Origin of the sequence: Andreesenia angusta, from assembly GCF_001855385.1 — a bacterium.
Lineage (GTDB): Bacteria > Bacillota > Clostridia > Tissierellales > Gottschalkiaceae > Andreesenia > Andreesenia angusta.
Genome location: NZ_MKIE01000003.1, coordinates 284,988 through 291,923, shown reverse-complemented (window position 1 = coordinate 291,923; position 6,936 = coordinate 284,988). Strand labels below are relative to the sequence as shown.

The following is a 6,936-nucleotide window of genomic DNA, read 5'->3' as shown; positions in this document are numbered from 1 at the left end:
GCGTGAACTGCGAGTAGAAAGTCACAACTCCGTACACCTCTGCTAGTGGTACAGAAAGACCCTCAGATATCTTTCTCTGAACCTCTATAGGAAGGTATCCAAAAAGGCTCTGCGCCTTGTGAAGCACACTCATAAGCGCTCCTTTTGTTCCCTTCTTGTCAGCTATTATATCGTCTAGCTGCTGAAGCTTTTCCTTGTTTTCTTCCCAGTCAAATTTAAATTCCATGTCACAACCTACCTTTTCTTTAATTTTTCGTTCAATAAGAGTGTATTATGATCTTTCGATATATTTTAAAAAGTATAATGAAATCCGCTCAAAAGCCGGCTGTCTTAGGCCGGCTTAGTTATTCTTTTTTAAGTATAACGGTTTCAAATAAAATAAGCAGTAACTATACTGCTTATTTCAACGAAGTCATTATATCAAAAGAACAGGACTTTGTATATTAATTAATTTATTAACAAAACTGTCTAGTTGAATGCTATATCCTTATCTCTCAAAAAGGATTTTTCTATATGGCTTTTCAGCAATACGTTCTTTTCAAGCGCAAGCTCCTGGTCCTCCTCCACTATGGATAAAGCCACTTCCTGCACCTTGCTGAGTATGGCTACGTCTCTAGGAAGCTTGGCAATTCTGAGCTCCGGAAGCCCATGCTGTTTTATTCCAAAAAACTCTCCGGGACCTCTCAGCTCCAAGTCCTTCTCCGAGATTACGAAGCCGTCCGAGGTTTCTTCCATTATGCTGGCTCTCTCCTTGGATGTCTTGCCTTTTCCGCAGTTTATAAGTATGCAGTAAGACTGATGCTTTCCTCTGCCAACCCTGCCTCTCAGCTGGTGAAGCTGGGAAAGCCCGAAGCGCTCAGAATTCTCCACCACCATTATGTTGGAGTTGGGAACATCTACACCTACCTCTATAACTGTGGTTGAAACCAGTACATCTATATCTCCCGCTTTAAAAGCGGTCATTATCTCGTCTTTCTCCAAAGCCTTCTGCTTTCCATGGAGAAGCCCGACTCTGAACTCTCCAAACTTTATACTGAGTTCTTCGTAGACCGATTCGGCCGATTTAAGGTCCATCAGCTCCGAGTCCTCCACAAGGGGGCATACGACGTAGGCCTGGCGCCCACTCGAAAGCTGGTCTCTTACGAAGCCGTATACCTTGTCTCTAGCTTCTTCTCCTCTGGCGTAAGTCTTTATCTCCTTTCGCCCGGGCGGAAGTCCATCTATTATGGATATCTCCAGGTCACCGTAGAGCATAAGGGCAAGCGTCCTGGGTATGGGAGTTGCCGTCATCACTAGTATGTCTGGACTTTCGCCTTTTCCCGAGAGCTTGGCTCTCTGGCTGACTCCGAATCTATGCTGTTCGTCTGTTATGACTATGCCTAGCTTCCTAAACTCCAGATAGTCCTCTATTATCGCATGCGTGCCCACCAATATGTCTATCTCTCCCGATCTGACCGATTCTAAGAGCTCTCTCTTTTCTGAAGCTTTCATATTGCTGACAAGCAGTCCAAGCCTCACTCCCAGTTTTTCCGTCATGGCGCTCAAACTATTGAAATGCTGCTTTGCCAGTATCTCGGTCGGGGCCATCATAGCCCCCTGGTATCCGTTTCCCACGGCTCTTAGAAGCGCCAATGCTCCGACCACGGTTTTCCCTGAACCTACATCACCCTGCACCAGCCTGTTCATCTGCCTGTGCCTCTTCATATCCCGCTCTATCTCGTCTGATACGCGCTTCTGAGCATCTGTAAGCTCGAAGGGAAGCGCCCCTAGGAACTTCTCTTCGAGTCCGGTCTTGGAAAAAGATATGCATCCGCTGAGCGATTCCCTTCTCGACTTCAGCAGTAGCAAGCTCAGCTGAAGTCCAATAAGCTCTTCAAAGGCCAGCGACACTCTGGCTCTCTTGAATTTCTCCCTGTCTTTCGGGAAATGTATCTCTCTTAGAGACTCCAGCCTCCCCATAAGACTGCAGCTAGACCTTATATACTCGGGAATAGTCTCCTCTAGCTGTAGCTCTTCTAGCACAGATTTAGTGTGCTTTGCAAGCTCCTGATTGCCGACGCCTTGAGTCAGGGGGTATACAGGAACTATAGACCCCACCTTGTCGCACGACTCCAGGTTCTTGGTGTATATGGGATTGGATATCTCCTTCATGGCTCCACGTCTCTTTACAGCTCCGCTTATCTTGAGTTTTTCGCCTTGCGAGATCTCTCTTGCTATATAAGGCTGGTTAAACCAGCTCAGGTACACTTTCTCGGTCCCATCTGTCGCAAGCACTTTGACTATGGCCTTTCCACCTCTCAGCCTTTGGGCCCTGGGGTTTTCAAGCAATTCCACTACGGCGTTTATCTTCTCGCCCTCCTTAGAGCTCTTTAGCTCCGAAATGGCGCTTCTGTCTTCGTAGCTCCTGGGCAGGTAGTTTATCAAGTCCTCTACAGATGATATCCCGAGTTTTTTTAATTTTTCAGCTTTTTTTTCGCCTATCCCCTTTACCGCTAGTATATCGTCTTCTAGGCTGTACATATCTCTTCACCTCCGCCCGCTACTCTACGGATATAAGGTAGTAGTAAAGCGGCTGGCCTCCTGGAATCATCTCTATATCTATTTCAGGGTACTTCTTTTCTAGTAGCTGTCTAAGGCTCTCGGCTTCGTCCTCGCCTACGTCTTCTCCGTAGAATAGGGTCACTATCTCCGAGTCCTCGTCTACAAGAGACTCTAAGAGTTCTTCAGTGACCTCAGGCACGCCCTGCCCGACGCACTCTATCTTCTTGGAAGCTATCCCCATTATGTCGTCTTTAGCTATCACTCTTCCATCTATCACAGTATCCTTTACAGAGAAAGTGACCTCGCCTACCTTTATGGATTCAAATGCCTCTGTCATGCATTCTATATTCTCCTGAAGCTCCTGGGATTCGTCGAATGCAACCATAGCAGATATCCCCTGCTGTATCGACTTGGTCATGAGCACTTCTATATTTTTCTCGCTCAGCTCCTTTGCCTGTGTGGCCGCGAGTATTATGTTCTTGTTGTTTGGAAGTATTATTATGTTCTCGGCGTCTATACTGTCCACTGCCTTCAGTATATCTTCCGTGCTTGGATTCATGGTCTGCCCGCCTGAGATAATCCTGTCCACTCTGAAGTCCTCAAATATCTTAGCTATACCGTCTCCCACTGAAATAGCCACTATGCCGTATTTCTGAAGCTCTTTTGAACTGTAGTTTTCATGGTGCTGATACCTCATATTGTCTATCTTTATGTCCACAAGCTCTCCAAGCTTCAAGGCTTTCTCCAGCACTTCTCCCGGATGGTTTGTGTGGATATGGACTTTTATAATTCCATCTCCGTCCACCACAAGCATTGAATCTCCAAAGCTCTCTATCTCGGCTTTTAAAGCTTCTGGATCTCCCTCGGCGTTGTTGACTATGAACTCTGTACAGTATCCAAATTCTATATCATGGTCTAGCTGATGGAGCTCCTTGCCTGCTGTCTGGGTAATCACCTCAAGCTCTACCTCTTCTTCTCCTAGCACAGCCTTTAGCGCGCCTTCAAGTATGACTATGAGACCTTTCCCTCCGGCATCTACAACCCCGGCGTCCTTGAGCACTGGAAGCATATCCGGGGTCTTGTCGAGCACATGGTTTCCATGCTCTATGACAGCTCTAAAGAACTCCACTACGTCTGTCTCCTTCCTGGAAAGCTCCATGGCCTTTTCTGCACAGCCTCTTCCCACTGTAAGTATAGTTCCCTCAGTTGGTTTCATAACCGCCTTGTAGGCCATGTCTGAGCCCTCTTTAAAGGCGTGCGCAAGCTCTTTGACGTTTATTCTGTTTATCCCTGTCAGCTTCTTGGTGAAACCCCTCAGAAGCTGGGACAGTATCACCCCGGAGTTTCCCCTAGCTCCCATAAGAGACCCTTTGGCCACTCTGCTCAGTATCTCGTCTATGCTGAGCTCTTCTCCGTTCCTTATCTCTTTTACGGCTGAATTCATCGTGAGCGCCATATTAGTGCCCGTGTCTCCGTCCGGAACTGGAAACACATTCAGCGCATTTACCTCTTCTTTATTCTTTTCAAGCGAACTATATGCCCCTATGAATCCTCTCTTCAGCATGACCGCATCTAAATGCTCTATCTTCAAGGTCTTTCCTCCAATCACTTTCTACTTTTGAACCCGTACGCCTTGCACGTTTACATTAACTTTTTCAACGCTAAGCCCTGTAGCCTTCTCTACAGCGTACTTCACTTTTTCAATTATATTAGTTGCAACTGTAGATATACTTATTCCAAACTGTATTATGACGTATAGATCTATGACTATCCTCTCTCCCTCAGTCTGAACTTTTACGCCTTTAGAGAGATTCTCTCTTCTAAGCAGCTCCACCAGACCGTCTGTGCCGCCTTTGCTGGCCATCCCAACAAGTCCGTAGCACTCCATAGCAGCTATTCCAGCTATGGAAGAAATCACTCCGTCCTCTATATTTATATCTCCGTATTCATTAGTCAACTTAGCTGGCATTTGAATACCTCCTCTTGTTTTTTATAAAATTTTCCTGTAATATTATTTTACCCTATCGTCTCGTCTTGTTCAACTTTTAGATTCAGAGATGATATATTCTTAATTTTTCTTGAAAATACAGTCCTCCTATGCTACAATGAGATGTAATGTAATTTTTCATACGTAAGTAGTAGGAGGTGTTTAATCGTGGCAAAATTCTGTGAAGTTTGTGGAAAAGGTAAAATATCGGGACATCTAGTTACTTTCTCTAACCGTAAAAGCAATAGAACTTGGTCGCCAAACGTGCGTAAAGTTAAAGCTATAGTTGATGGATCTCCAAAGAGAGTCAACGTATGTACAAGATGCTTAAGATCTGGTAATGTAGAAAGAGCAATATAATAGGCTTCCTAAATAGGAAGCCTTTTTTCTGCCCTTTTTTATTTTACATTATCTGGACTTTATGAGCATCATCTCTCCAGAGCCTATGCTTATATGGGCTCTACCACTTGCTATTTCATTGCTTATGCCCAGCGTGTCCGAAACCGTGAAGTCCCGCTCTGTGAGCTCGTATTCAAAGCCTCTAAGCGTCACGGCTTTCACTTCGCCTCCGTATGGAATCAGAGAGATGTACTTGTAGTTTTCATCCATCTCCAGCTCGTACTCCCCGGAGATTATGCTTATCTCATTTTCTGCATCCACCATCTTGGCCGATATGTTCTGGGCCTTCAACCTATGCAGCAGATTTATATTTCCCATCATATGGTCCACTCTAGATCCTGTAGAGCCTAGAAGCAGAATTTCGCTGGCTCCGTTTTCAAGGGCGTATTCCACAGCTATTTCTGTGTCGGTCTTGTCTTTTTTAGAGGGATGTCTCAAAACCTCCACCCCTCTATCTCTGAAGTAATCGACAGTATCTCTATCTGCCGAGTCAAGATCCCCTATTATCATATCAGGATCTATCCCGAGCTCTTTGAAATGTCTCGCTCCTCCATCTACACAGATCTTTACAGACTCGTTCCAATCTATTTTCCCGGCAGTCTCAGCCGCAAAGTCCCCGTTAGAAATCAGTATATATCTCATATCCTATTTTTCAGCTCCAATCCTCTCTAGAGGCTTCCACAGAAGCAGTATCGCAACTACAGTTATGACAAGCTCTAAACTTAAAAAAGTCCCGTTGTATATACTTGAATATATCCAGGCATTCCGGTCTCCAGCGTATTCCTTGAAGAAAATAGCCCCAGCAGTCACATGGCTTGCAAACCTTCCAAGTATGCCTAGCGCCACTCCGGCTACTATTGCACCGTACTGAGCCAGCCCCTTTTCAGAAACTTTAGAGTAAGATTTGTATCCGACTCCCGAGAGCCCAAGCAGTCCGAAAGCCAGTGGATAGTCCAGTATATACTGCACAGGGTGCACTACATATGGCTCCAGTATAGACTGAAGCACTCCGTAGAGCATTCCCACTAGAACCCCTTTCTTGACGCCGTACCTAAGCCCCACAAGCACTATAGGCACCATGCTTCCAGCTGTAACCGAGCCTCCCTGCGGCATATGGTAGAGCTTTACATAGCTCAGTATAGTGGCCAACGCCACCATTATTCCAGCCTCAACTATAAATTTAACACTCATGCCTCTACTTCTCTTTTCAACCATAAAAAAATCCTCCTTATTATTTTATATTAATAGGGAGGGCTAGTACTTTGCCTCACTTCCCTACGCTAGCATTACCTAGTTCAGGTTAAGGGTCGAAGTCAGAACTTCCTCTCAGCATTAGCTCCCCTAGTAATTCAAGTTTTTACTATATGTTTTTGAACTTTCTTGTCTCTTCCACCACGTCTTCAGCTCCGAATATGGCTGAACCTGCTACAAGCACATCTGCTCCGCAGTCTGCAATCTCTCTGGCGTTGTCCAGCTTTATCCCGCCGTCCACTTCTATCTCCACTTCGAGTCCCCTCTCCGCTATAATGACGGAAAGCTTCCTTATCTTGTCCTTCATCTGAGGTATGAAAGACTGTCCTCCAAACCCAGGGTTTACAGACATCACAAGCACCATGTCCAGTTCGTCTAGCACATACTCTATAGTCTCTAGAGGCGTCGCCGGATTTAAAGAAACTCCTGCCTTTACGCCGTAGCTCTTTATAAGCTGTATAGTTCTGTGCAGGTGGTTTGAAGACTCCTGGTGAACAGTTATTATATCCGCCCCCGCCTTTACAAAATCCTCTATATATAGGTCTGGGTTCTCTATCATGAGGTGCACGTCAAACACCTTGTCTGTAGACTTTCTTATGCACTTTATGACAGGAGGCCCGAAAGTTATATTCGGAACAAAATGGCCGTCCATAACGTCTATGTGTATATAGTCCGCTCCTCCTCTATCTATCGCTTCTACTTCACTCCCCAGCTTGCTAAAGTCAGCCGAGAGTATCGATGGGGCTATTTTCACCATA

The 6,936-nt window shown here is 45.5% G+C and carries 8 protein-coding genes and 1 riboswitch; of the genes, 1 reads left to right on the top strand and 7 read right to left on the bottom strand.

Features of this window, described 5'->3' with window-relative positions:
• The 4 genes from EUAN_RS05965 to EUAN_RS05950 all read right to left on the bottom strand — a co-directional run.
• Nucleotides 1–226, bottom strand: a 226-nt coding sequence (locus EUAN_RS05965) for an NADH-quinone oxidoreductase subunit NuoE family protein (RefSeq protein WP_211266293.1), incomplete at its 3' end; no start/stop codon positions are given.
• A gap of 242 nt (nt 227–468) precedes the next feature.
• Nucleotides 469–2,520, bottom strand: a complete 2,052-nt coding sequence (gene recG / locus EUAN_RS05960; protein WP_071062692.1) for an ATP-dependent DNA helicase RecG — start codon at nt 2,518–2,520, stop codon at nt 469–471.
• 19 nt (nt 2,521–2,539) lie between these two features.
• A complete protein-coding gene (locus EUAN_RS05955) occupies nt 2,540–4,132 on the bottom strand; it encodes a DAK2 domain-containing protein (protein WP_097678054.1) in 1,593 nt (530 codons plus the stop codon).
• Between the two features lie 21 nt (nt 4,133–4,153).
• Nucleotides 4,154–4,510: an Asp23/Gls24 family envelope stress response protein gene (locus EUAN_RS05950; RefSeq protein WP_071062690.1), complete on the bottom strand. Its 357-nt coding sequence runs from the start codon at nt 4,508–4,510 to the stop codon at nt 4,154–4,156.
• A 186-nt stretch (nt 4,511–4,696) separates the two neighbouring features.
• On the opposite strand from EUAN_RS05950, the gene rpmB reads away from it, so the two are divergent.
• Nucleotides 4,697–4,888, top strand: a complete 192-nt coding sequence (gene rpmB, locus EUAN_RS12185) for a 50S ribosomal protein L28 (RefSeq protein ID WP_084655766.1) — start codon at nt 4,697–4,699, stop codon at nt 4,886–4,888.
• Nucleotides 4,889–4,936: 48 nt separating this feature from the next.
• On the opposite strand, the gene EUAN_RS05945 is transcribed toward rpmB, so the two are convergent.
• From EUAN_RS05945 to rpe, 3 genes are all read right to left on the bottom strand, one after another.
• Nucleotides 4,937–5,569, bottom strand: a complete 633-nt coding sequence (locus EUAN_RS05945; RefSeq protein WP_071062688.1) for a thiamine diphosphokinase — start codon at nt 5,567–5,569, stop codon at nt 4,937–4,939.
• A 3-nt stretch (nt 5,570–5,572) separates the two neighbouring features.
• On the bottom strand, nt 5,573–6,142 hold the full coding sequence (gene thiT / locus EUAN_RS05940; RefSeq protein WP_084655764.1) for an energy-coupled thiamine transporter ThiT: 570 nt from the start codon (nt 6,140–6,142) through the stop codon (nt 5,573–5,575).
• Nucleotides 6,143–6,182: 40 nt separating this feature from the next.
• Nucleotides 6,183–6,280, bottom strand: a riboswitch (TPP riboswitch).
• Between the two features lie 7 nt (nt 6,281–6,287).
• A complete protein-coding gene (gene rpe / locus EUAN_RS05935; RefSeq protein ID WP_071062687.1) occupies nt 6,288–6,935 on the bottom strand; it encodes a ribulose-phosphate 3-epimerase in 648 nt (215 codons plus the stop codon).
• Between the last annotated feature and the right edge of the window lies 1 nt (nt 6,936).